Below are 20,860 nucleotides of genomic sequence, written 5' to 3' on the forward strand. Positions count from 1 at the left end.
CGGCCACGCCCGGCGGCAGGACGGAAGTGACCACTTACGCCCGGCTCGGCGGCGGCGCACAGTGGAACTCGTCGGCGGAACAGCCGGCACCACCGCCCAGTGAGGAGAACAGAATGTCCGCGAACGAAGAGCTCGAGGTCCTGGTCGAGGCCATGCTGGCGGCCGAGCCCGAGGGTGGCGAGGACGAGGAGAACACCGGCGACCTGCTCTGGAAGATCTCCTACTCCACGTTCCGCGACTAATAGGACGCCGGACCGGGGCGCCTGTCGCGCCGCGCCGAAAGGGGTCCCCCTTTCCGCGGCGGACAGGCGCCCCGGTCCGCTTCGGCGGCCGCATTCTCCCGGCGACGGGAAACGCAACAGTCCTTTCCGGGAATGTCCCCGGCAGATCGGATGGAGCCCGCAATGAATTACGTGATTCCGGACGAGGGTGTCCTGCAGGGAATCAAGGTCCTGCTGGAGGACTACGTCCTGATCAAGGAGGACGACACCTTCGTCGTCACCTACACCCCGGACAGCCGCCAGCCCGCGGCCTGGCTGGCGCTGGCGCTCAAGCAGCGCGGCTTCTCCCCGGCCGTCGTCATGATGCGCAAGCTGCAGGACGAGGGATTCGCCGACCGCTACGCGGCCGCGCTGCCGGACCCTCACGAACTGCCCGGACGGCTCGTGGTGTTCACGCTCGAGAAGGACACCATGTCGCACTTCAACGTCTTCGAGCGCACGCTGAAGGACTACGGCGCCGAGCGCACGATGATCGTGCGCGTCATCAGCGCCTCCGAGGAGTTCTTCGCCAAGGCCCTCAACCTCGTGCCCTCGCAGCTGTCGCGGTTCAACGCGACGCTGCTGGACCGGGTCAAGCCGGCGAGGAAGCTGCGGGTCACCAGCCGCGGCGGCACCGATCTGACCGTCGAGATCGACTCGGAGAAGTACCACTGGATCAGCAACCGCGGCATCTGGCGGCCCGGCGGCTTCACCATTCTTCCGGCCGGCGAGATCGCCACCTACCCCGCGCGGGTCGACGGCGTGCTGGTCGCCGACGGCGCCTACAACGCCAACATCCTGACCACGCTCAACGCGAGCCTGGCCCCGAACCCGGTCCGGGTCGAGATCCAGAACAGCACCGTGGTCGAGCTGACCTGCTCCGAGCCGCGCCTGAACGAGATGTTCCAGCTGTGCCTGAGCAGCCCCTACGGCCGCAACGTCGGCGAGTTCGGGCTGGGCACCAACCGGGGCATCGACTCCTTCATCACCGCGAACTCGCACATCAACGAGCGGCGCTGCGGCGTGCACCTGGGCTTCGGCCAGCACAACCAGAGCCTGTCCATCGTCCCCTACATCGCCGACGTCCACCTGGACCTGATCACCGACGGCGCCCTGGTGTGGGTCGACGACGACCCCGAGCCCATCGACCTGGAGACCTTCGTCGCGACCGACGCGCCGCACCCGCAGGACGCTCTGGACGAGGACATCACCGGCGACTGCTGCGGGCTGGGCTACGGGCAGCTCGAGGGGCTGGCGTGCGCCGTCCCCGGCTCCGAGGTGAGGATCCAGCGATGACCGCCACGACGACGGCCGCCGCGCCGGTGCGCGGCCTGCCGACGGCCGCCGCGGTGCCCGGCGGCGCGACCGTCCGGCACGCGCCGGACTCCCTGGCCGCTCAGCTCGCCGATCGCGGCTATGTGATCGTGCGCGGCGTCCTGGACGCCGCGGAGGTCGCGCGGGCCCGGGACCTGTGCACCGCCTACCTCACCGGGACCGGCACCCAGGAGATGATGACCGGTGAGTTCCTGACCGACGAGTTCCTGGCCGGGATCGCGCTGCGCGACCAGGTGGTGGCCGCGGTGAAGGAGCTGATGGGCCCGAACCCGGTGTTCTACCCGAACTCCACCACTCGCAAGAACGTGTACGTGCCCTGGCACGTCGACGCCACCTTCGTCGGTCCCACCGCCGCGTACGTGTGGGAGCCCGGCTTCGCCCACGTCCAGTGCGGCCTGTACCTCCAGGACAACGACCCGGTCCGCGGCGGCGGCATCGACGTGGTGCGCTCCTCGCATCTGATGTCGTTCGACGGCTACGGCACCCGCGAGCCGGAGTTCGACATCCCGGCGCGCACGCTGGGGGAAAGCCCTCTGCGGGAGCGGGTCGACACCCGCGCCGGCGACGTCGTGATGTGGGACGGGCGCCTGATGCACGCCAGCACGCCGGTGGTCCGCGAGACCGACCGCGAGAAGTTCGGCGTCTTCTTCAGCTACGCCCGCGGCCACGCCCGGGACAACCACCGTTTCATGAGCCAGATCGCGGTGGACTCGATGCGCACGATGAACGGCGTCTCGCGCGCCATCCCGCGGCTGGACGAGATCGCGCACATGCGGTATCCGGAGAGCTTCCCGGACTGGTTCGTACGGCGGGCCCGCGATACCGGGGTCCGGGTCGTGACCCTGTGACCCCCGGGATCCGCCACACCCCTATCACCTATGGCAGCCGGCTGAGCCCCGGCAGAGCGCTGAGGGCTCTGAGGGTTCTGAGGGCGCTGAGAGCACCACGAGCACTGGGAGAAGACGGGACATGACTTCGACGACACTGGCCGACGGCGCCGAACAGACCGGCGGCCCCGCGCCGCGGTTCCCGGACCGGTCGTTCCGGGCGCTGTGGACGGCGACCGGCTTGTCCCAGGTCGGGTCGGCGGTCAGCAACGTCACGATTCCGGTGTGCGCCGCCGTGACCCTCGACGCGACGGCGGGGCAGATGACCTTGCTGGCGGCCGTCGAGCTCGTCCCCTCGCTGCTGATCAGGATCCCGGCGGCGGCGTGGTCCGACGGGCTGCGCCGCCCCCGGGCGCCGCTGATGGCGTTGTGCAACCTGGTCCAGGCCGCGGTCATGGCCTGCGTACCGCTGCTGTGGTGGCTCGGGGCGCTGAGCATCGGCCTGCTGTTGGTGCTGGGCGCCGCGGCCTCGGCGGCGCTCGGGGTCTACGCGGCGCTGTCCAGCCCGCTGCTGGTGCAGGTCGTGCCCAAGGCCCATCTGGTGGACGCGAACGGGAAGATGTCCGCGACCCGCAGTGTCGCCGACATCAGCGGTCCGGCTCTCGGCGGTGCGCTGATGGCGCGGATCGCGGCGCCCTACGTGGTGCTGGCCGACGCGTTGTCCTTCCTGGCCTCGGCGGTCTTGCTGGCCCGGATCCGCCCGAGGCCGCACGACCGGGCGGTGGATCACGGCGGCGCGACCGCGGACTCCGGCGCGGATCCCGGCGCCGGCGCCTCCCGGCCGAAGCCGCCGCGACCGGGCCGGCGGGCGAACCTGCGGCTGGCCTGGGCCCTGGCCCGGCAGTCCGGCGTCCGGGTGGCGGTCACCGTCGCCTTCGTCAACGGCCTGGTCCAGCCGGTCATCGTGCTCTTCCTGGTCCGGACCGCGCACATGCGCCCGTCGACGATCGGGGTGCTGCTCTCCTTCGGGGCGATCGGCGGCGTGACCGGCGGCCTGCTCGTCGGCCGGGTCCAGAAGGCGCTCGGCGGCGGCCGGACGGTCGCGCTCGGCGCGCTGGCCAGCGTCCTGTCGCTGGCGGTCCTGCCGTTCGCCGCGCCGGGACCGGTCGCCGCGGCCGGGCTGGTGCTGCTGGAGCTCGGCGGCAGCTTCGGCGGCACCCTGCTGATCGCCACGGTCTTCGGCGCCCTGCAAAGCGCCGCCCCGCCCGACCGGATCGCGCAGGTGATGGCGACGGCGATGGTCCAGCTGCAGGCCGCCAGCCTGCTCGGGGTGCCGGCCGGCGGAGCGCTGGCCGTCGCCTTCGGCCCCCGGACGGCGATGGTCGCCGCGGCGGCCGTCATGGCCGGAGTGCTCGTACCGCAGCTCCTGCGCTGGGCGCTGACCCGCTGGGCCCCGGACCGGCCACTCACCGTGTGACGACCACCGTGTACATGACCAGGACGATCATCGACCTGCCGGATGCCGCCGAGCACTCGGAAGCGGCGCTGCGCGAGCAACTGACGCGCAGCGCCGCCGGCGCCGACTGCCTGCAGCACGCGAACATCCGGGTGCGCGCCGGATCAGTGGTGTTCACGCTCTTCCTGATCGCGGCCGACCGGGTGGACGCGGCCATGCACGCCGAACAGCTGTGCCGGCGCACGATGGCCAGCGTCGCCGCCGACGAACGGTGGTCGGTGCGCTCGACGTCGGCAGGACCCTGAAACGTGCGAGGGACGCTCGGCGAACGCACGACGGGAACGCACGGCGGGAACGCTCGGCGAACGCACGACGGGAACGCACGACAGCTCCCCCCGGTCCGGCGCTACGCCTACTCCAGGTCGTCCGGTGTGATCCAGCCGCGGGTGACGGCGTGCGCACCGGCCTGGAACCGGCTCCGCGTGCCCAGCCGGGCCTGCAGATCCGCCGCGACCCGGCGCGAGGTGCGCACCGAGACGCCCATGTGCCGCGCGATCGCCTCATCGGTCAGCCCGGCCGCCAGCAGGCGCAACACCTGCCGTTCCTGCTGGGACAGCCCGTCGTTGTCCCGGCGCCGGGCCGCGCCCAGCGGCGAGGCGCCCCGCCACACCGCGTTGAACAACGCGGTCAGCGCGGTGACGATGCCGTCGCTGGTGATCACGATCGCCGCGGCCGCGCTGTCCTCGGAGTCCACCGGCACGACGGCCACGCGGCGGTCCACCACCAGCATCCGCAACGGCAGGCTGGCGGTGGTGCGCACCTCGCTGCCGAGCTCGCCGAGCCACTGCGCGTACTCCAGCGTCGGCTTGTGGTTGCGCACGCTGTCCTGGTAGATGGTCCGCAACCGCACGCCCCGATCGATCGCCTCGGCGTCCAGAGCCCGGCTGGCGTCGAGGTTCTCCTCAGTCTGGGCTCCGCCCGGCATGAACGAACTGGCCTCCCACTGGCAGCTGCGCGCCAGCTCGCCGAGCCGGTCGCGGATCGCGTCCAGACCCAGCAGCCGTTCGACTCCCGAGTCCGGGGGCTGCGACCGGTTCTCCGCGCGCTGGGCCAGCAACAGCGACAGGGCGGCCTTGCCCTCTTCGATCTGCTGGTGCCGGCGCGCCATCTCAGCCTGCTGCCGGGCGACGAGCATCGACAGCCCGACCTCCGGGCGCACCGCCTTCGGCGCGGGCCGCCCCGGGAAGACCTGGAGCAGGGAGATGTCGGTCAATTCGTCCAGGGCCTCACGGATCTGGTCGCCGCCGACACCGAGCCTGCGAGCCAGCTGTCCCAGGTCTTCCTCCGGATGTTCGAGCATCGCCAGATAGACGGATTCGGCACGGCCGGATAAGCCCAGGCCTTCGAACATCGACGCCCCCTGAAGCAGCCCGACGTGATCGCCGGCCGACGCTCCAGCCCCCGCATCGTGGCCAGTGAGTGCGAGCATAGATATCTCGAAATTTCGCGTCAAGACGCACAGAGTCGCCCGCGGATATCCGTCGCGGGTCACCCGACCGAGTCTTAGGGGTATTCACTGAAATCTCTCTCCCTGCTGTCCGCGATCGCCACAGGTGTCAATGCCGCCACCGAACGCCCCACCCGGGCGGCGTCGCCCAGCAGCACGGCGACAGCGCCGGACGGAGCGAGATAGGTGGTTGCGGCGGCGTGGACGTCCTGTACCGTGACCGCCGCGAGCCGCTCGACGTACTCCGCCAGGTAGGTCAGCGGCAGCCCGGCGCCGACCAGCCCGGCGGCCAGGTCTGCGAGGTCCCGGTGCGTGGACATGCCCAGGACCGCCAGCGAGCCGAGCGTGTAGTCGCGGGCCCGGTCCACCTCGCTGCGCCGGGGCGGCAGGCAGGCCATCCGGCCCAGCTCGTACAGCGTCTCGGCCAGGGCCGGTCCCGTGTGCTCGGCCGCCACCTCGGCGGAGGCGATCAGGTGCGAGCCGGCCGGCAGGTCCTGCACGGTCGAGCGCGGACCGTAGGCGTAGCCCTTGTCCTCGCGCAGATTCGCCGTCCACCGCGACCCGGAGTAGCCGCCGAAGACGAGGTTGGCCAGACGCAGCGCGGCGTTGTCGGGGTGGCCCCGCGCCACGGCGGGGAACGCCATCCGCAGCGAGGACCGGGAGCTGCCCGGCCGGTCCAGGACCAGCAGCGTGCCGGGGTTCAGCGGCGGGACCGGCGGCGGCGTGCGGCCCGCCGACACCCCGGTCCAGGCCGCGAGCCGGCGTCCGGCGGTCTGGACGGCGGCCACCGGATCGAGGTCGCCGACCAGGATCAGGGTGCTGCCGCCGGGGCGGACGAACGCGGCGTGCAGGGCCCGCAGATCCGCGGGGGTCACGGCGCCGAGGTCCGCCGGATCCGCGAAGCGCGACCCGTAGGGATGTCCGGGGTAGATACGGCGGGCGAGGGCGGCGCCGGCCAGCTGGTCCGGTCGGCGCCCGGCGACCCGGAGCTGGTCCAGGAGGCGGTCGCGGGCCAAGGCGACCTCGCCGGGAGGATACGAGGCCTCCGTCAGGACACCGCCGAGCGTACCGAGCAGCGAGGACAGGCCCGCCGCCAGCGCCCGGCCGCTGACCTGGAGCCGGTCGGCGTCGGCGTCGGCGTCCAGCGTGCCGCCGACGGCCCGGGCCGAGGCGGCGATCCGCTCGGCGGGCCACGACGCCGTGCCCGCGAACAGGGTCCGCGCCAGCAGTCGGCCGGCGGCCGGGGCGGCCCCGCCGAACGGTATCCGAAGCCTGATCTCGACCAGCGGTTCGCCGGCTCTGCGCACCGCGAGCACGGCCAGACCGCCGGGCAGCGCGGTGTCCACATGGTCGGGCACCGGCAGCGGCGCGAACGGGCCGAGAGCCGGGAGCCGCCTCATGGGAGCACCGCCGGGACGGCCGGGCCGCCGGGCGGCACGGTGGCCGCCGGCCCGCGCGCCGGCATGGGAAGCCCTCTCATCAGGCACCGGCCGCGGGGATGAGCTCGATGCTCACGCACCGGTCCGGCGTCAACTGTGCGGCCGCGCCCCTGACACGGTCGGGACCGACCGCCGCCAGCAGTGCGGGCAGCTCGCCGAGCAGCTCCGGAGCCGCGCGCTGCAGCTCGAACACCGCCAGCCGCCGGGCCCGGCCGAGTACCGAGTCGGTCTTGCCGAGCAGTCCGGCGACCGCCTGGGCGACCACCCCGGCCAGCTCGCCGGCTTCCGGGCCTCGCCGAGCCAGCACGTCCATCTCCTGGAAGGCACCGGCCAGGACCCGGTCGGCGGTGCCGGCGGCGGGCATCCGGGCCTGGAACACCAGCGCGCTGGGATCCCGGAGCGTGAACGCGTCGCCGAGCAGACCCGCCCGGGCCGTCACCGACGTCGCGCTACGGTCGGCGACCACCAGCCTGCGGACCAGCCGGCCGCCGTCCGCGGCGGCGAGCAGCCCGGCCAGGAGTACGTGGGGCAGGAAGTCCGCGAGAGCGCCGACGGGGTCCGGTACCCGCCAGCCCCAGGCGACCGCCGGGAGCGGCGCCACCGGGTCCCGGTAGCAGGCCCGCCCGCCCTCGGGTTCCGGTTCACCGAGGTCCACCCGGGCCGGGGCCGCGCGGTCCGGGACGTCCTCGAAGAACCGCTCGACGTGCCGGGCGACGCGATCGGGGTCGAAGTCGCCGCACACGCTCAGGACGGCGTTGCGCGAGGTGTAGTGCCGGTCGAAGAACTCCGCGGCGTCGGCCAGGCTCGCCGCCTCCAGATCGGCGAACGAGCCGTGCCCGTCATGGGTGTTCGCGAAGGACCCGAACATGACGGGGGCCAGCCGCGGCCACGGGAAGCCGGCATAAGGACGGCTCAGGACATTGGTCCGGATCTCCTCTTTCACCACGGAGATCTGGTTGGCCAAACTGGCCTCGGTGAGCCGCAGCCCGCGCATCCGGTCCGATTCCAGATAGAGCAGCCGCTCCAGCGCGTTCGCGGGCGCCACCTCGGAGTACATGGTGTGGTCCAGATGCGTGGAGCCGCTGAACGACCCGCCGGATCGCTCGACGCACCGGGCGTGTGCGGACCGCCGCAGTCCCACCGAGCCCTGAAACATCAGGTGCTCGAACAGGTGCGCGAATCCAGCTCGGCCCGGGGACTCGGACCGGGTGCCCACGTCGTAGGCCACCGCGACGCCGGCGACCGGCGCGGCGCGGTCCGGACTGAAGACGACGCGCAGCCCGTTGCCCAGCACGCCTCGCTCCACACGATGGCGCGCATGCGTGCTCCCCGCCGTTGTCACCGGTGCCATATCTGTTGAATACGCTTGCCGGGGCGCCTGCCGATAGTGGTCAAATGAGGCCAGCGGGCGCCGGTGCGGAACCGGCCAGTGCCACCAGCGGCGGTCGGTTCCGGCCGGGGCAGGTTCCGTCCACGCCGTCGCCGGGACAGCACGGCCGGCCCGCGCCGAAGATGAACCCATGACCGGATTCACCACGACAGCCGCGGCCAACTCCTGGACCACCGTGGCCGACGCGCGGGCGCACGCCTACCTCGACCATGCCCAGGGCATCCGCGGCGAGGTCCGGTTCCAGCTGGTCACCCGGGCCCTGCTCGCCCGGCTGCCCGACCGCCCCTGCCGGATCGTCGACATCGGCGGCGGTTTCGGCCGGCAGGCGGTCCTGCTGGCCCAGGCCGGCCACTCGGTGGTCGTGGTGGACCCGGACCAGACCCTGCTCACCGCGGCCCGGGAGAGGTTCGCCGCGCAGAGTGCGCAGGTGCGCCGACGGCTGAGCCTGGTTCAGGGCTTCGGCGAACAGGCCGCCGATCTGGTGGGCACAGATTTCGACCTGGTGTGCTGCCACAGCGTCCTGCTCTACCTCGCCGATCCCGATCCGATGCTGGCCGCGCTGGCGGCACTGGCCGCACCCGGCGGCCTGGTCTCCCTGCTCACCGTCAACCGCGACTCCCTGGCCTTGCGAGACGGGCTGCAAGGCGACTGGCGCGGCGCCCTGGCGACCTTGCTCGCGTCGGCGGAGCAGGGTGACCGGTACCTGCCCACCCGCCCCGACACCCCCGAGGATCTCGGGCGACGGCTGGCCCGGCTCGGCGTCGAACCGCTCGACTGGCACGGCGTGCGAGTCTTCTCCGATCACCGGACCGCCGATCCGGCGCCGGAAGAGTTCACAGACTTGTGCGAACTGGAGTGGCAGGCCGGACTGCGGGATCCCTATCGCGGGTTCGCGCGGCTCTTCCATCTGCTGGCCCGGAAGACTCGGGAGGCTCGGGAGGCTCGGAGCTGACGCCGGCCGTCCGCAGCACGCCGTCGTCTCAATGGCCTGAAACAAAAAAGGGGGCGGTCTCCGACAGCTGTCGATCCGACAGCCGTTCTCTCGGAGATCGCCCCTGAACCAGCCTTTCAGCGTCAGGCCCCGGGCAGCCCCATGTCCCGAGCGATCAGCATCCGCTGCACCTCGCTCGTCCCCTCGCCGATCTCCAGGATCTTCGAGTCCCGCCACATCCGCGCGACCGGGAACTCGTTCATGAACCCGTATCCGCCGTGTATCTGCGTCGCCTCGCGGGCGTTGGTGACCGCCGACTCCGAGCAGTACAGCTTCGCCATGGCGGCTTCGGCCTTGAACGGCTCGCCGACCAGCATGCGGCTCGCCGCGTCGTAGTACGCCAGGCGCGATGTGTGGGCGCGCAGGCGCATGTCCGCGAGCTTGAACTGGATCGCCTGGTTGGTGCCGATGGCGTGGCCGAAGGCCTCGCGCTCGCGGGCGTACTTCACCGACTCGTCGACGCAGCCCTGGGCCAGGCCGGTGGACAGGGCGGCGATGGCGATGCGGCCCTCGTCGAGGGTGCGCAGGAAGTTGGCGTAGCCGCGGCCGCGCTCGCCCAGGAGGTTGGCGGCTGGGACGCGGACGTCGGTGAAGGACAGTTCGCGGGTGTCGGAGGCGTTCCAGCCGACCTTGCTGTACTTCGGGGCGACGGTCAGGCCGGGGGTGCCGGCCGGGATCATGATGGTGCTGATCTCCTTGCGGCCGTCGGGCTTGGTGCCGGTGACCGCGGTGACGGTGATCAGGCCGGTGATGCCGGTGCCGCTGTTGGTGATGAAGGCCTTGCTGCCGTTGATCACCCACTCGTCGCCGTCCAGGACCGCGGTGGTGCGGGTGGCGCCGGCGTCGGAGCCGCCGCCGGGTTCGGTCAGGCCGAAGGCGCCGAGCATCTCGCCGGAGCAGAGCTTGGGCAGCCACTGCTGCTTCTGCTCCTCGGTGCCGAAGCGGTAGACCGGCATGGCGCCGAGGGAGACGCCGGCCTCCAGGGTGATGGCCACGGAGGAGTCGACGCGGGCCAGTTCCTCCAGGGCCAGGCAGAGGGCGAAGTAGTCGCCGCCCATGCCGCCGTACTCCTCGGGGAAGGGGAGGCCGAACAGGCCCATGCGGCCCATCTGGGCCACGATCTCGTACGGGAACTCCTCGCGCTCGTAGAAGTCGCCGATCTTGGGGGCGACGACGTCGTGGGCGAACTCCTCCACGGTGGCGCGCAGGGATTCGTACTCTTCGCTCAAACGGTGATCCATGGGAGTTCCTCCGCTCAGACCGGGGTGACGCCGTGGCGGCGGCGGGAGAAGAAGCGGTCCTTGCCCTCGGCCGCGCGGTAGCGGGCGATCAGGCTGGAACGCAGGTCGGCCGGCTCGACGATGTCGTCGATCACCAGCTCGGAGGCCAGGCGCACGAAGTCGATGTCGGTCTCGTACTCGGCCCGCTTGTCGGCGACGAAGGCGGCCCGCTCGGCCTCGTCCTCGATCGCCGCGATCTTGTTGGCGTAGACGGCGTTCACCGCCGCCTCGGCACCCATCACCGCGATCTTCGCGGTCGGCAGCGCGATCGTGGCGTCCGGCTCGAAGCCGGGGCCGGCCATCGCGTAGAGCCCGGCGCCGTACGCCTTGCGCACCACCACGCAGATCTTCGGCACGGTGGCCTCGGAGACCGCGGTGATCATCTTCGCGCCGTGCCGGATGATGCCCTGCTTCTCCACCGCGGTGCCGACCATGAAGCCGGGCACGTCGGACAGGAACAGCAGCGGCACGTTGAACGCGTCACAGAGCTGGATGAACCGGGTGGCCTTGTCCGCGGAGTCGACGAACAGCACGCCGCCCTTGAACATCGGGTTGTTCGCCACGATGCCCACCGGCTTGCCGTCCAGCCGCGCGAAGCCCACGGTGAGCTCCTTGGCCCACAGGGCGTGGATCTCGAAGAACGAGTCGGCGTCGACCAGGCCCTTGATGAACCGCCGCATGTCGAACGCCTGGCGCTCGCTGGCCGGGACCAGGGTCGCGAGGTCGATGTTCGCCGGGGAGTCCGCGGCCTCGGCGGCGGGGGCGTCCTGCTGCCAGTTCGACGGCAGGTACGACAGGTACCGCTGGACCGTCTCCAGCGCCTCCTGCTCGGTCTTGACGAGGAAGTGCCCCACCCCGGACTCGGCGCAGTGCACCCGCGCGCCGCCCATCGCCTCCAGCGTGGTCTTCTCGCCGGTGACCATCTCGACCATGCGGTCGCTGCCCAGGTACATCGAGGCGTTGCCCTCGACCATGACCACGACGTCGCAGAACGCCGGGATGTACGCCCCGCCGGCCGCGCTCGGCCCGAACAGCGCGCACACCTGCGGGATCGAGCCGGAGGCCCGGACCTGGGTGTGGAAGATCTTGCCGGCGCCGCGCCGGCCCGGGAACAGGTCCACCTGGTCGGTGATCCGCGCGCCGGCCGAGTCCACCAGATAGACCATCGGCACCCCGGTGCGGTACGCGGTCTCGATGATCCGGATGATCTTCTCGACGGTGCGCGCGCCCCAGGAGCCGGCCTTGACCGTCGAGTCGTTGGCCATCAGGCACACCGGGCGGCCGCCGATCCGGGCGGTGCCCGTGACCACGCCGTCGGCCGGCAGGTCCCCGGCCATCACGTTGGCGAACCGGCCGTCCTCGACGAACGAGCCCTCGTCGACCAGCAGGGCGACCCGGTCGCGGGCGAACAGCTTGCCGCGCTTCTCGTTGGCCGCGTGGTACTTCTCCGCCCCGCCGCGCAGGATCTCCGCGGTCAGCTCGGGCAGATCGTGGTGCGGAAGGGTGTGCGGTGGCACGCCGGGTTCCGTCATATGTGGCAACTCCCTTGTTGCTTAGTACGCGCGTGTGTTGTGGGACACGCTGCAACAAAGATTCTGCCAGCGGGCTCCTACTTCGCTAGTGCCCGGATGGTGTGCTCGATCACACCTGCGTCGTGATTCTCCGGAAGCATCACGATCTCGTCGACGCCGGCCTGCCGGTAGTCCTCGAAGGCGGAGCAGACCTGGTTGAGGTCCCCGACCGCGGCTATGGAGCGCAGGACCTCCTCCGGCATGGCGGCCATCAGCGAGCGCTCGTGGGCCCCGCCGCGGGCCAGGTCCACGAGTTCGCCGTGGCCGGCCTCGGCGAACATCCGGCCGAAGCCGTCGGCGTCCAGGTAGGGCAGCAGGGAGCGGCGGATCCAGTCCAGGGACGCGGGGTCCGGGTCGACGACCGTCGGCAGGAAGACCGCCAGCCGGGGCACGGCGCGGTTCATCCGGTCGGCGGTCAGGGCCAGCCGGGCCTTGATGCGGGCGGCGTGCTCGACGGTGGCCAGCGGCACGGCCACCCGGTCGGCGCGGCCCACGGCGACCTCGCTGGCCTCCAGCCCGAAGGCCAGGACGGTGAGCGAGGCGCGCGAGGAGTCCAGACGGGAGCTGAAGCCGCGGGAGCGGACCGAGACGCCCTGGAAGCTGACCCGGTCGCCGCGGGTGAGCGGGCCGAGGATGGTGAGGGACTCGGCGAGCACGGTGGCGGGGTCGGTGCGCGGCCGGCCGTGCCAGTCGACCACCACCAGGCCGGTGGACGCGGTGAGCGCCAGGCCGACCCGGCGGCCGGTGAGCGTGGCGACGCTGGCCGCGCCGCGGGCGGCGGTGACGGGGTCGCGCACGCCGGCCGGCAGCGGGCCCAGGGTGAGGGCGGCGCGGTGCTTCCCGCCCGGGTTCTTGCGGCGGAACTCGTCGGCGGTGGCGGGCTGGGCGCCGGCGGCCCGGGCCTTCGCGGCCAGGCTCGCGGTGCCGGACAGGGTGGCCGCGCGGGTGCCGTCACGGCCGCCGCCGTCGCCGCTGTCCCCGTCGCCGTCGTCGCCGTCGGAAGCGGACGCCTCCGGCAGGTCCCCCGCCGCCGCGGCCACCGCCACGGCCAGCGCGAACGCGTCGTGCCCGGTCGACTCGCCGAGCCAGATCTCCCGGTAGCCGAGCTCGTCGGCGAGGCCGGCCAGCCGCAGGGTCAGCGCCGGGTCGCTGTCCGTGCGGTTGCCGAGCAGAACCCCGTCCACGATCACTTGACTCACTGCCCCCTGGTCCAACGTGTCCCGCACGCACGGGCCGACCGCCTGTGATCCGCCCCGCTGGCAGAGTACCGGTCGGGGGTACGGCGGTGCGATACGTTGGGTCGATGCGCATCACGTCGATTGGTCACGCGGGGATGCTGGTGGAGACTGCCGCCGGCCGGATCGTCTGCGACCCGTGGTTCACCCCCGCGTACTTCGCGTCGTGGTTCCCCTTCCCGGACAACTCGGCGTTCGGTTCCGACGCCGATCCGGCGGGCATCCGGGACGCCGAGTACCTGTACGTCTCGCACCTGCACCACGACCACTTCGACCCGCGCTGGCTGGCCGCGCACATGTCGAAGGACACCACGGTGCTGCTGCCCGACTTCCCCGTGCCGGACCTGCGCAACGAGCTGGAGGAGATCGGCTTCCGGAACTTCGTGCAGACCCGCAACCGCGAGGTCACCGAGCTGCCCGGCGGCCTGAGGATCCTCATCGACGCGCTGATCACGCCGACCGACGGCCCGATCGGCGACAGCGGCATCGCCGTCGACGACGGCGAGGTGCGGATCTTCAACCAGAACGACGCGCGCCCGGTCGAGGACGGCCCGGTCGCCGCGTTCGGCCCGTACGACGCGCACTTCCTGCAGTACTCCGGCGCCATCTGGTACCCGATGGTCTACGACTTCCCGGAGCGGATGAAGGCCACCGTCGGCCGCCGCAAGCGGGAGAACGGCATGGCGCGCGCGCTGCGTTACGTCGAGCAGTACCGGGCCAAGCAGATCTTCCCGTTCGCGGGGCCGCCCTGCTTCCTGGACGAGCGCGACGGACTGTTCGCCATCAACGATTTCGACGACGACCCGACCAACGTCTTCCCCAGCCAGCTGGCGTTCCTGGAGTTCATGCGCGAGCAGGGCCACGACAACGGCCATCTGTTCGTCCCGGGCACCACCGTGGTGCTGGGCGCGGACGGCAAGTGCGAGGTCGAGCAGGTGCCGCAGGCGCAGATCGAGGAGATCTACGGGCAGCGGCGGGCGTACCTGACCGCGTACCAGGCCCGCGCGCGGGCACAGATCGACGCGATGCATGACAGCCTGCCGAAGGACAAGTCGGACCTGGTCGGGCAGCTGAAGGAGTGGATCGAGCCGCTGCTGGAGTGGGCGGACCACACCTGCGCCGGGCTGAACGGCCGGATCCTGCTGGAGACCGTCGACCCGGCGAGCGGCGAGGTGGACGACCGCATCGTCTTCGACTTCCTGACGCGGACCGTCGGCGCGTGGGACGGCGAGGCGGAGTGCCGCTACAAGTTCCGCGCCGAGCGGCCGCTGATCGAGGAGCTGGTGCGCACCCGGACCCAGGACTGGGTGAACGAACTGTTCCTGTCCTGCCGGTTCCAGGCCTCACGCAAGGGCCCTTACAACGAGTACATCTACACGTTCTTCAAGTCACTGTCCGAAGAGCGCATGACGTACGTCGAGGGGTACTACGCCGAGTCCAGCGACGTCACCGACCTGGCCCAGGCTGACGGATACGCGGTGCAGCGCCACTGTCCGCACCTGAAGGCCGACCTGACCCGGTTCGGGACGGTGTCCGGCGGGGTGCTCACCTGCCAGATGCACGGCTGGCAGTTCGATCTGGCGTCCGGACGCTGCCTGACCAGCGACGACCGCAAGCTGGTGGCGCGGCCGCTGACGGCCGAGGACGGGGACCTGCCGGAGATCCCGGTGGAGGCTCCGGCCGTTTCCTGAGCCTCGGCGGGGAACAACCGCGCCCGGCGCGATAGTTTGCCCACCCGTTGAGGAGACGCTACGCGCCACTGTTGTATTACTGGGTGCCGGTCCGGAGCGGACCGGAGGCGAGCGAAAGGGAATCACGCGCCGTGCGGCTGGGGGTCAACGTCCCGAATTTCGGTCCGTCCACATCGGTGGAGGTCCTCGAGCGCTGGGCGCACGTCGCCGAGGGCCTGGGCTTCGACCTGCTGATGATGTCGGACCACGTGCTGGTCACGCCGGACGTGGCCGAACGCTATCCGGGGCCGTTCCACGACCCGTTCACCACGCTAGCCTGGCTGGCCGGCCGCACCTCGCGGATCCGGCTGGGCACCACGGTGCTGATCATGCCGTACCGGCAGCCCGCGCTGACCGCGCAGATGGCGGCCAGCCTGCACCGGTTGTCCGGCGGCCGGTTCGTGCTGGGCGTGGGCGTCGGATGGGCGCGGCGCGAGTTCGACGCGCTCGGCGTGCGCTTCGAGCGGCGCGGCCGGCTGACCGACGAGCACCTGGACGAGATGCACCAGATCTGGGGCGGCGGCGTCGAGGGCGTCTCGGCCGCGCTGGCCCCGGAGGAGCTGCCGGGGCCGCCGGTGTGGATCGGCGGCAACAGCGACGCGGCGCTGCGCCGCGCGGTGGTGGCCGGCTCGGGCTGGCACCCGCTCGGTTTCACGATGGACTGGATCACCGAGGCCGTCGGCCGTCTGGCGGCCTTCGCCGACGAGGCCGGCCGCGCGCTGCCGACCATCGCGCCCCGCATCAAGCTGCGGCTGAGCGAGAAGCCGGTCACCGACCCGGAGCGCGAGGCCGGGATCGGGACGCTGGAGCAGGTGCTGGAGGACTTGGTGCGCCTGGAGGCGCTGGGGTCGGAGACGGTGGTGCTCGACCCGTACCACGGTGATCCCGCGGAGTTGGAGCGGCCGGAGGTCGCTTGGCGGGAGCTCTCCGTCGTGGTGGAGGCTTGGGCGGCGCGGGCCGGCTGAGCGCCTCGGGCGGGCCGGCTGAGTGCCTCGCGCGCCGGCTGAACCGGAGCGGAGTGGCCGCAGGCGCGTCGGGGCCCTCGACGCGCACGGCCGCGATGGCCGCCACTAGCCGACGTACTGGTGGTCGGTGCGGATCCGGCCGTCCTCCGCGAACGTGAGGACTTCCAGGCCCGCACCGGCCACCGTGCCGTCGGCGCGGTTCCGCATCACCCAGCTGAACGTCACGGCCGCGCCCGGCTGGCGGACCGGTTCGCTGGAGCGCTCGAACACGTAGCCGGGCTCGACGAACATCTCGTACGCGCGGTCGACCCGGGCGTCGAAGGCGTCGTGGCCCTGGACCACCAGGGGCGGGTGGGCGATGCCGTACATCGCGGCGCCGTCCCGGATCTCCCGCGGCGGGTTGACCAGAACCTGGACGCCGTCGACCGCCCAGACCCGGCGGATCAGAGCGTGGCGCCTGGCGGTGTCAGGCTCGTTCCACTGGTCGATGTAGTCGTCGATCAGCTGCTTGAGTTCGGTGGCGGTGGGTTCGTAGCTCATGTCCGCGATTCTGGGACAGCGGCTGCGGCGTGGCGATTCCCGGCGGGGAATGACGGTCAGACCGGCGTCCCGCCGGCTCCGCTCTTCGGGCGCCACCCGGCCGGCGGGTCCTCGCCGACCCGGCCGTCCACGGCTTCGCGCAGCAGGTCGGCGTGGCCGGTGTGGCGGCCGTACTCCTCGATCATGTCGCAGACCAGGCGGCGGAGGTTGGCCGCGCCCCGGCCGGCGTGCACCGGCTGGTCGAGGCCGCCCTTCGCCAGCGCGGCGGCCACGCGGACCCGGGAGCGTTCGACCGCGCCGTCCCAGAACGCGTACAGCTCCTCCGGGGTGTGGCCGTCGGCCGCGAAGGTGAACGCCCAGCTCTCGGAGCCGTCCCAGCCCAGGAGGTCCCACGGCGCACCGATCGGTTCGCCGGTCATCTTGGCCGTGAACATGTAGTCCTCGCAGCAGGCCAGGTGCTTCAGCAGGCTGCCGAGCGTCAGCGTCGAGGCGCCGACGCGGGTGCCCAGGCCGGCCTCGTCCAGGTCGTCGGCTTTGTAGCGGAAGGTCCAGCGCAGTCGGTCCAAGGCGCCGAGCAGGGCTTCGGTCTCGGTGCCGGCCAGCGGCGGTTCCCACGGATAGTCGTCGTTCGCCATGATCCCCACCGTAGACGCCCCGGTGACGATCAGCGCTCGCGCCGGCCGGGAGGCGTCCGCCCCATGCGCTCGTAAGCGGCGCCGACGATGTCCGAGGGCTCCATCGCCCACCGCAGCGCCCGGCCCGCGGCCTGGGCCAGCGGCCGGTCGACGAGCAGGCGCGCCAAGTCCGAACGGCCCAGGCGCAGCGGATCGCGGGCCCAGTCCGGCAGCAGCGCCGCAGCGCCGTTCATCAGGATCCGCGACGCGGCGCGCTCCAGCGGGGTGGCTCCGAAGGTGCGGATGAAGTGGATGCCCTCGATCGCGGCCTCGGTGATCTGCAACTCGGGGCGGATGTCCCGCAGGTACCGCGCGACCTCCGCCGCGGACTCCGGGACGTCGCGCGCCCCCAGCCGCCGCGCCGGCTCGGCGGTCTCGCGGTAGTAGCGGTCACGCTCGGCGGGGGTGAGCGTCGGCGCGCCGAAGCGCTCGTAGCCGGCCAGGAAGCAGCGCACCTCGGCGATGTGGACCCAGGTCAGCAGGTGCGGATCCGAGGCGCTGTAGGGGCGGCCGTCCGGCGCCGTGCCGTGGATGTGCGGGTGCACGCGGTCGCGCACGTGCGCGATGGCGGCCTCGGCCACCTCCGTGGAGCCGAAGGTCGTCGAGACGACGTAGGCGACCGTCCGGTTCAGCCGGCGGATCGGGTCGCGCCGGAAGTCGGAGTGCTGGTCGACGCCGGCCATCGCCAGCGGGTGCAGCGACTGCAGCATCAGCGAGGCGAAGCCTCCCATCAGCATGCCCGGGGCGTCGGCGTGCACGCGCCAGGTGACGCTGTCCGGCCCGAACAGGCCCGGGTCGCCGGGCGGGCCGGAGTAGCGCTCCAGGTGCAGGCCCTGGTCGCCGTGCACCGTCAGGGAGACCTCGCGCCGGACGTAGTGCCGCACAGCGCGCGCCGGACCGGTGTCCGACACCTTCCGGAGCCTTGCCGTCATCAACCGAAACCTGTTCTACTTTCCGGCATGAGTCAGCGGGACCGCATCCGGATGTCCGATGATGAGATCGAATCGTTTCTGGCCTCGGCGCGCAAGCTCCAGGTCGCCTCGATCAACCCCGACGGCACGCCCCACCTGGTGACCATGTACTACGCGGTCATGGACGGGGACCTGGCGTTCTGGACCTACGGCAAGGCGCAGAAGACGGTGAACCTGCGGCGCGACCCGCGGATCACGTGCCTGGTCGAGGACGGGGTGGCGTACAACGAGCTGCGGGGCGTCACGGTTTACGGCGAGGCCGAGCTGATCGAGGACCACGACGACGTCGTGGCCTTCGGCATGGCGCTGACCGCGCGGTACCCCGAGGTGTTCGGCGCCGACGCCGAGGCCATGCGGCCGTTCGTCGAACAGCAGGCGCCCAAGCGCACCGTGGTGCGGGTCCACCCGAAGCGCACCGCGTCCTGGGACCACTCGAAGATGTGAGCTAGCGCCCGGCGATCACACCGGTGTCGAACAGATAGGCCAGCCACGCGATCACGAACTGCAGGCCGCCGAACACCACGAACAGGGTCTGCAGGTCGCCGCCGCCGGTCGAGCCGAACGCGGACAGCACGAGGGTCACGAAGATCGCGCTGGTGATCAGCGCCGGCAGCGCGCCCGGCGAGCGCTCGCCGGGCAGCCAGCCCCGCACCGCGACCAGCCCGCCGAGGAACAGCATGGTCGGCGCGAGGGCGAAGACGGCGACGCCGGCCTTGTAGAGGTTCACGGTGATCAGGTCGTCGTTGGAGACGAAGCCGAGGAACAGGTTGATGACGCCGAGCGCCGCGACGCACAGGTAGAGCATCTTGCCGAGCGGGACGGTGACGGCGCCCGGCCGGACCGCCTGCCCGTGGTGGACCCCGGAACCGGGCTGACCGGGCTGACCGTCATAACCGGGCGGGCCGGGCTGAGCGGCGGGAACCGGATGGCCGGGGTGCCCGGGACGGCCGGCGGGAACCGGATCGCCGGGATGACCGGGCGCCCCCGGCGGAACCTGCGCGGGCGGAGGCGGCGAGCCGGACGGCGGAACCTGCGGCACCGGCGGAACCGGAGTGGGCGTCGGGTTCGGCGGCGGGACGGGCGGAACCGGCGTCGGGTTCGGCGGCGGCACCGGAGTCGGTGTCGGCTCGGGAGGTATCGGCTCGGGAGGTGTCGGCTCGGGCGGCGCGGGCACCGGCTCAGGGATCGGCGACGGCTCGGGAGGCGGCACCGGCTCGGGCGCCGGCACCGGCGTCGGCGTCGGAGTCGGCGTCGGAGTCGGAGTCGGAGTCGGTTTGTCCGGTTCCCCCGAGGCGGTCGGCATGTTCGGCGTGCTCATCGGTCCTCCGTTCGGCCGGACGGTAGCGGGTCGCCGCGTCCTCTTAGCCGACCAGCCGGTCCCCCGCGCCGCCCGTCCCCCACGCCGTTCGGGCGATGCGGGAAGGGATCTGATGATCCATCAGAAACTCTTGCCATCGCAGCTGTAACACGTTCTAATTCCTCTCATGCGGATCGCGTACACCGAGGCGCAGGCGCAGCTGCGCGACACTCTCCGCGCCTACTTCACCGAGCTCGTGACCCCCGAGGTCGCCGAGGAGATGTCCACCGGCGAGTTCGGCGGACCGCGCTGCCGGGAGGCGGTGCGGCAGATGGGCCGCGACGGCTGGCTGGGCGTGGGCTGGCCCCGGGAGTACGGCGGCCAGGGTTTCACCCCGGTGGAGCAGTTCGTGTTCTTCGACGAGGCCCAGCGGGCCGGTGCCCCGGTGCCGTTCCTCACGGTCAACGCCGTCGGACCGGCGATCCAGCGCTTCGGCACGGAGAAGCAGAAGGCGGAGATCCTGCCCCGGATCCTGGCCGGCGAGTGCATGTTCGCCATCGGTTACTCCGAGCCGGACTCCGGGACCGATCTGGCCAGCCTGAAGACCCGCGCGGTGCTGGAGCCGGACGGCGAGCACTACGTCGTCAACGGCCAGAAGATCTTCACATCGCTGTCCGACCACGCCGACTACGTGTGGCTGGCCTGCCGCACCGATCCCGAGGCCCCGGCGCGCACCGGCAAGAAGCACAAGGGCATCTCGATCCTGATGGTGCCGACCTCGGATCCGGGGTTCAGCTACACGCCGATCCACACCATCGGCGAGGCCTCCACCTACGCCACGTACTACACCGACATCCGCGTCCCGGCCGAGAACATCGTCGGCGAGCCCGGCGAGGGCTTCCGCGTGATCACCACGCAGCTGAACCACGAGCGGGTCGCCCTGTGCTCCTCGGGCTCGCTGGAGCGGCCGTTCATCGAGATCGTGGAGTGGGCCCGGCAGACCAAGCTGGCCGACGGCTCGCGGGTCATCGACCGGGAGTGGGTGCGGGTCCATCTGGCCCGGATCCAGGCCAAGCTGTCCGCGCTGCGCCTGTTCAACTGGAAGGTCGCGGCGGCCGCGGAGCTCGACGTCGCCGACGCCTCGGCGACCAAGGTGTGGGGCACCGAGCTCTACTGCGAGGCCTACGGCCTGATGCTGGAGGTGCTCGGCGCGGCCGGCGCGCTGAAGAAGAGCTCCCCCGGCGCGCTGCTGGCCGGCCGGGTCGAGCGCGCCTACCGCGGGGTCCTGATCCTCACCTTCGGCGGCGGCACGAACGAGATCCAGCGGGACCTCATCGCCTTGTTCGGGCTGAACATGCCCCGCATCCCCCGCCACTAGGGCTTGACCGAGGA

20 protein-coding genes are annotated in these 20,860 nt (G+C 71.9%); 10 read left to right on the plus strand and 10 right to left on the minus strand.

The annotated features are described in order from the left end of the window. Window positions 1-113 precede the first annotated feature (113 nt). The 5 genes from ABD466_RS40215 to ABD466_RS40235 all read left to right on the plus strand — a co-directional run bounded on the left by ABD466_RS40215 (window position 114) and on the right by ABD466_RS40235 (window position 4,183). Window positions 114-242: a hypothetical protein gene (locus ABD466_RS40215; RefSeq protein WP_344662558.1), complete on the plus strand. Its 129-nt coding sequence runs from the start codon at window positions 114-116 to the stop codon at window positions 240-242. Window positions 243-404: 162 nt separating this feature from the next. Beyond that, window positions 405-1,556 carry an aminopeptidase gene (locus ABD466_RS40220; RefSeq protein WP_344662559.1) on the plus strand — a complete coding sequence of 384 codons (1,152 nt, stop codon included), beginning with the start codon at window positions 405-407 and terminating at the stop codon, window positions 1,554-1,556. After that, window positions 1,553-2,443, plus strand: coding sequence for a phytanoyl-CoA dioxygenase family protein (locus ABD466_RS40225; protein WP_344662560.1), 891 nt, complete (start codon window positions 1,553-1,555; stop codon window positions 2,441-2,443). The genes ABD466_RS40220 and ABD466_RS40225 overlap by 4 nt, the downstream gene beginning before the upstream one ends. A gap of 121 nt (window positions 2,444-2,564) precedes the next feature. After that, a complete protein-coding gene (locus tag ABD466_RS40230; protein WP_344662561.1) occupies window positions 2,565-3,899 on the plus strand; it encodes an MFS transporter in 1,335 nt (444 codons plus the stop codon). After that, entirely contained in the window at window positions 3,896-4,183 is a 288-nt protein-coding gene (locus ABD466_RS40235) for a hypothetical protein (RefSeq protein ID WP_344662562.1), read from the plus strand. Before ABD466_RS40230 ends, ABD466_RS40235 begins: the two co-directional genes overlap by 4 nt. Before the next feature lie 107 nt (window positions 4,184-4,290). On the opposite strand, the gene ABD466_RS40240 is transcribed toward ABD466_RS40235, so the two are convergent. From ABD466_RS40240 to ABD466_RS40250, 3 genes are all read right to left on the minus strand, one after another. Continuing rightward, window positions 4,291-5,289 (minus strand): LuxR C-terminal-related transcriptional regulator, encoded by a 999-nt coding sequence (locus ABD466_RS40240; RefSeq protein ID WP_344662563.1) that lies wholly within the window; start codon window positions 5,287-5,289, stop codon window positions 4,291-4,293. Between the two features lie 152 nt (window positions 5,290-5,441). Then, the gene (locus ABD466_RS40245) at window positions 5,442-6,785 is read right to left on the minus strand and encodes a M16 family metallopeptidase (RefSeq protein ID WP_344662564.1); all 1,344 of its coding nucleotides are present in this window, start codon (window positions 6,783-6,785) and stop codon (window positions 5,442-5,444) included. 79 nt (window positions 6,786-6,864) lie between these two features. After that, on the minus strand, window positions 6,865-8,175 hold the full coding sequence (locus ABD466_RS40250; protein WP_344662565.1) for a M16 family metallopeptidase: 1,311 nt from the start codon (window positions 8,173-8,175) through the stop codon (window positions 6,865-6,867). Between the two features lie 169 nt (window positions 8,176-8,344). Here ABD466_RS40250 and ABD466_RS40255 point away from each other — a divergent pair, with 169 nt between their 5' ends. Further along, on the plus strand, window positions 8,345-9,166 hold the full coding sequence (locus ABD466_RS40255) for a methyltransferase (RefSeq protein WP_344662566.1): 822 nt from the start codon (window positions 8,345-8,347) through the stop codon (window positions 9,164-9,166). 122 nt (window positions 9,167-9,288) lie between these two features. Here the strand turns inward: ABD466_RS40255 and ABD466_RS40260 are convergent, their stop codons facing one another. The 3 genes from ABD466_RS40260 to ABD466_RS40270 all read right to left on the minus strand — a co-directional run bounded on the left by ABD466_RS40260 (window position 9,289) and on the right by ABD466_RS40270 (window position 13,255). Further along, window positions 9,289-10,446: an acyl-CoA dehydrogenase family protein gene (locus ABD466_RS40260; protein WP_344662567.1), complete on the minus strand. Its 1,158-nt coding sequence runs from the start codon at window positions 10,444-10,446 to the stop codon at window positions 9,289-9,291. A gap of 14 nt (window positions 10,447-10,460) precedes the next feature. Further along, complete coding sequence (locus tag ABD466_RS40265; RefSeq protein ID WP_344662568.1) at window positions 10,461-12,017, minus strand: acyl-CoA carboxylase subunit beta; 1,557 nt, start codon at window positions 12,015-12,017, stop codon at window positions 10,461-10,463. Window positions 12,018-12,094: 77 nt separating this feature from the next. Further along, a complete protein-coding gene (locus tag ABD466_RS40270; protein WP_344662569.1) occupies window positions 12,095-13,255 on the minus strand; it encodes an LLM class F420-dependent oxidoreductase in 1,161 nt (386 codons plus the stop codon). A gap of 104 nt (window positions 13,256-13,359) precedes the next feature. Between ABD466_RS40270 and ABD466_RS40275 the strand changes: the two genes are divergently transcribed. Further along, entirely contained in the window at window positions 13,360-14,982 is a 1,623-nt protein-coding gene (locus tag ABD466_RS40275) for a Rieske 2Fe-2S domain-containing protein (RefSeq protein ID WP_344662570.1), read from the plus strand. Window positions 14,983-15,113: 131 nt separating this feature from the next. Then, a complete protein-coding gene (locus ABD466_RS40280; RefSeq protein WP_344662571.1) occupies window positions 15,114-15,986 on the plus strand; it encodes a TIGR03619 family F420-dependent LLM class oxidoreductase in 873 nt (290 codons plus the stop codon). A gap of 105 nt (window positions 15,987-16,091) precedes the next feature. Here the strand turns inward: ABD466_RS40280 and ABD466_RS40285 are convergent, their stop codons facing one another. From ABD466_RS40285 to ABD466_RS40295, 3 genes are read right to left on the minus strand one after another with little or no spacing between them, the layout of a single operon-like run. Then, a complete protein-coding gene (locus tag ABD466_RS40285; RefSeq protein ID WP_344662572.1) occupies window positions 16,092-16,526 on the minus strand; it encodes a hypothetical protein in 435 nt (144 codons plus the stop codon). A 56-nt stretch (window positions 16,527-16,582) separates the two neighbouring features. Continuing rightward, window positions 16,583-17,161, minus strand: coding sequence for a mycothiol transferase (locus ABD466_RS40290; protein ID WP_344662573.1), 579 nt, complete (start codon window positions 17,159-17,161; stop codon window positions 16,583-16,585). 29 nt (window positions 17,162-17,190) lie between these two features. Then, entirely contained in the window at window positions 17,191-18,111 is a 921-nt protein-coding gene (locus ABD466_RS40295; protein WP_344662574.1) for an oxygenase MpaB family protein, read from the minus strand. A 48-nt stretch (window positions 18,112-18,159) separates the two neighbouring features. Here ABD466_RS40295 and ABD466_RS40300 point away from each other — a divergent pair, with 48 nt between their 5' ends. Continuing rightward, window positions 18,160-18,615, plus strand: a complete 456-nt coding sequence (locus tag ABD466_RS40300; protein ID WP_344662575.1) for a pyridoxamine 5'-phosphate oxidase family protein — start codon at window positions 18,160-18,162, stop codon at window positions 18,613-18,615. Between the two features lies 1 nt (window position 18,616). Here ABD466_RS40300 and ABD466_RS40305 read toward each other — a convergent pair whose 3' ends face one another. After that, window positions 18,617-19,489 (minus strand): DUF5336 domain-containing protein, encoded by an 873-nt coding sequence (locus ABD466_RS40305; RefSeq protein WP_344662576.1) that lies wholly within the window; start codon window positions 19,487-19,489, stop codon window positions 18,617-18,619. 166 nt (window positions 19,490-19,655) lie between these two features. On the opposite strand from ABD466_RS40305, the gene ABD466_RS40310 reads away from it, so the two are divergent. Continuing rightward, a complete protein-coding gene (locus ABD466_RS40310) occupies window positions 19,656-20,846 on the plus strand; it encodes an acyl-CoA dehydrogenase family protein (RefSeq protein WP_344662577.1) in 1,191 nt (396 codons plus the stop codon). Window positions 20,847-20,860: the final 14 nt, after the last annotated feature.

It is taken from the genome of Catenulispora subtropica (assembly GCF_039531675.1).
Classification (GTDB): Bacteria; Actinomycetota; Actinomycetes; order Streptomycetales; family Catenulisporaceae; genus Catenulispora; species Catenulispora subtropica.